Source organism: Ruegeria intermedia, from assembly GCF_900129345.1.
Classification (GTDB): domain Bacteria; phylum Pseudomonadota; class Alphaproteobacteria; order Rhodobacterales; family Rhodobacteraceae; genus Ruegeria; species Ruegeria intermedia.
Genome location: NZ_FQVK01000063.1, coordinates 1 through 3,659, shown reverse-complemented (window position 1 = coordinate 3,659; position 3,659 = coordinate 1). Strand labels below are relative to the sequence as shown.

Here is a 3,659-nt window from a genome sequence, read left to right as displayed (position 1 = left end):
CAACCCGTCGCGACCAATCCCGGTCGCGGCATAACCGAGCGGGAAATCCACCTACAAAACGGCTCGAAACTGTTCAAACGAACCGAACCACCTCTGTATTCTTCGAAATTCGGCGGATCAAACCGGCGTTGGAGACGACATATCATCGGAGTTCAACCGCATCAAAGATTTGCTCGACGCCAGAGAGATATAGCTGAAAGTTGGTGATGGCCCCTGAAGGGCGGCATATCATGGCGGTGTTCACGCGCCGTCAATTCTCTGGAGAGAAAGGGATATGCCAGATGACTAAGACTACCATTACGCCATTGCCTGATCCATCGGGATTTTCGCCTGATCCGCTGACGGATATCTTGCGCTCCGGCGCGCGTCGCCTGATCGAGCAGGCCGTGGAAGCGGAGCTGGCCGCTCTGCTTGCCGCCCATGCCGACGACAAGACCGAAGATGGCCGGTCCCTCCTCGTGCGCCATGGCTATCTGCCGGAGCGCGAGGTCATCACCGGGATCGGCCCGGTGCCGGAGAAGGTGCCCAGGGTTCGCGACCGAGCCGTCGGGACCGAGAAAGTCCGGTTCACGTCATCCATCCTGCCGCCATCCTGCTTTGCGAGAAGCTCGGTTAGGTCCATGGTGGTCTTGGTCATCGGGGTCTCCGTGTGGTTCGTGGTTGAAGCGTCCAAACTCCACCTCGACTATACACCTCGGTGGCCACCAGGGATCACACCTTTGACGGCGCAGAAATTACACCACGTGCTCGGACACTAACTTCCCGGCATTGTGCGACGGCGCCGCTGAGGTGCCGCAGCGACCAGTCGGCGCGGCGGGGGTCGACAACGATGCGCTGAAGGAAGAGTTCCTGACCCGCCGGTAACGCAAGAAGCTGTTAGTGTCTCCTGCCAATGGCTTTTTACACCTGCCATATTCGGATCGGAGTGATTGGTGGAATTTCACGCCGTTCCGATATCGGCGGCCATACGTGAAGCTGGCCCTTCTCTGGCCAACTGAACAAAGAAAATCTCCGGTCGGCCATTGGCAAGACTTCGACCTCCGACAACCTGCGCAAGCCGCTCAAGCCAACTCGGGCAAAACGCCGCATATCCTCAGCGGATACGCCGTCGCACCGGAGCTCATCTCATACAGTTTGATGAGACACAGGCAGCTATCAAACCCTCGTTTCCGCGCTTCCGAAATTGACCAGACATCCAAAGATTGCTAACAAATTGAAATCATGACAAAAAATCCTACCACCCCAGCCATCTTCTCGGAAAAATCGTTTAAGAGCAGGCGCCTGAACCAATTCGCTCAGTTGGGCTGAGGGCTTGGTTACACAGCTGGTTACACACGAGGTTGCACAGCCTCCTGCAAATCGGCCTGATGATGGATCTGGCGGCGTTCCTGGCAGTGACCCAGAATCGAGGTCACGATGCACGGCACTCTTTACCTGACGCGACGCCGCGGGATTTATTTCTTTCGCAGGCGGATTCCCAAGTTATCCACATATTTGCCGCCAGTCATGGTGTCATTGGGGACGACGGATCGAAACTCGGCTCATAGATCCTGTGTGCAACTGACCGCACACATGGATCGAATGCTCGAGAAAAACGCACATCTCACGCTGCCAGAAGTCGATGTTCCGGCCTTCTTCAAGGCCGAACTCCGCGCCTATCTGGACGAGTTGCGGAATGCGCGGATGATCGAGCGAATGGATGGATCCCTGACGGCGGAACGCGCGCGCCATCATCGCCTCGAAGCGTTTGTTCTTCGCAGTCTTGTCGAGGACGGACTGCGTGAGGAGATGCCACCGGAACGCCTGCTTCAGCTTCCGGTCGATGAGCGTCCGATCGCAGCGCGTATCCAGGCAACCAAATTCAGGGAATTCATTTCACCGGCGTTCAAACAGGGCGTTCAAGAACGCGCGGCTCAATTGAAGCGCCCCGAACATCTTTCACAGCACGAAAAGCTGCGCCTTCGCTGGGCCGCAGTGGAAGCCCGCATGGCAGCGCATGACGCCGTGCAAACCGTGCCACTTCATTCCAGCTCGGCCGCCCGCAGCGCAGCTGCAGCAATGCTGCAGACTTTGGTCGATGTAACCGACAGGCCCATTCACCCGACACCGGCCGAAGATGCCCTTGGCAACAGTGGCACGACCCAATCCAAGGAGGAGCCATCGGTTGCGCTTGGCACGTCGGCTTCATGCCAAGCTGAACTACCCCATCTGGCAGCCCCCGTGCTCACGCCAGGCGTTTCGTTGATCCAAGGTCGCATCACGGCAGATTCGATCGCACATCAACGCGATCAGGCACTTCAACAACCGGAGGAAGCGCTGTTTTCAGGCGAAGCCAAAGACGCCAGGGTCGAACGTGTCTATGGGCATGACCTGTTCGGTGTCGCAGTTCGGATGACACGAAAAAAGAAGTGCAATGCTGAAACCAAGAACCAGCTCCTCAAGTCCGTCACGCTGTTCGTTTACATCACTGGCATTCAGTTGGTAACCGATATCCGGCCCCATCACCTGGAAATCTTTGCCAACGCAATGGCGAAAACGATGCCGAAACACTATTGGAAATCCCCGCGCCAGCGGGCTTTGACCTTCAAAGAACTTCTTGACGACGCCAAGACCATTCCCGACGACAAGATCGGGCTCGAGGCCGGAACCATCGAGCGACACCTCACGACGATCAAGTCGGTCTTAGAGCATGCCGAGTACGAAGGAACTCCGGTATTCGGAACGCCAAAGGTCGCAAACCTGGTTCCGGAGGACGATCGAACCGACGCGGAAAAGACCGCTGTCTTCACCGTTCCCGACGTCCGGAGGCTCTTTGCCCACCCACTTTGGACAGGGTGCAGGAATTTCCGGGACCGGCACAAACCTGGGACCAAGCTGTTTAAGGATCATCATTACTGGATCAATTTTCTGCTCGCACATACCGGTGCACGTCGCGCCGAAATCGCAGGTCTCTTGGTCACCGATGTCCTTGAAGAAGATGGAATTCCCTACATCTACATTCGCGCCAACCACCTGCGCGGTCTCAAGAACAAGCACAGCAAACGTCGGATCCCGATTCATCCGGAATTGATCGAATTGGGCTTTCTCGAGTTTGTTGCGACAATCAAATCGAAACAGCAATTTGTTTTGTTTCCGGCGGCGGTCCCGGCAAAAATCCGTGATGCTTGCCTCGATCCGCACGCACCGCCACCTCCATACGATCCGAAGTTCGGTGACAATCTCGATCATGTTATGCGCGAGTGTCTTTCGCGCAGCCTTGACGGCAACCCCTTGAGATACAGCACCAAGAGCCTGCGCCACTACGTCAATGACACCTTGATCAACGCCCGCGGCAAAGACGGCCTGACCTTGCTTGTCAGCGACATTGATCGCCGCGATCTTCTCGGGCACAAGCAGATCGACGTGAACACTGGCACCTATCGCCGGGAAGAAAAGCCCTTAGGGCCACTCTACGCCGCTGTGCAACTCCTGCCAAGGCTCATCTCCGGCATCGGCCTTGGAGACTCGGAATAGAGAGGCGGCAACGGTCCTCGACGCGGTCTTGGCGGTGTCTCGCGCGCTGAAGTGTCAATCGGCATTCAAAACTGACCCTGTATCGGCATCCAATTTTGACCCCCTTTGGTGGTTAGCAGGCCCGACGCTGCGTAGTCTCCAATTAA

1 protein-coding gene and 2 pseudogenes are annotated in these 3,659 nt (G+C 56.7%); all 3 read left to right on the top strand.

The window, feature by feature from the left end; all coding sequences use genetic code 11:
• Window positions 1-281: 281 nt before the first annotated feature.
• Window positions 282-587 (top strand): annotated as a pseudogene (locus F3H26_RS19800) (IS256 family transposase); the annotation flags it as partial.
• Between the two features lie 829 nt (window positions 588-1,416).
• Window positions 1,417-1,578 (top strand): annotated as a pseudogene (locus tag F3H26_RS20090) (DUF6538 domain-containing protein); the annotation flags it as partial.
• A gap of 3 nt (window positions 1,579-1,581) precedes the next feature.
• Window positions 1,582-3,513 carry a site-specific integrase gene (locus F3H26_RS19110; protein ID WP_188127821.1) on the top strand — a complete coding sequence of 644 codons (1,932 nt, stop codon included), beginning with the start codon at window positions 1,582-1,584 and terminating at the stop codon, window positions 3,511-3,513.
• Window positions 3,514-3,659 lie beyond the last annotated feature (146 nt).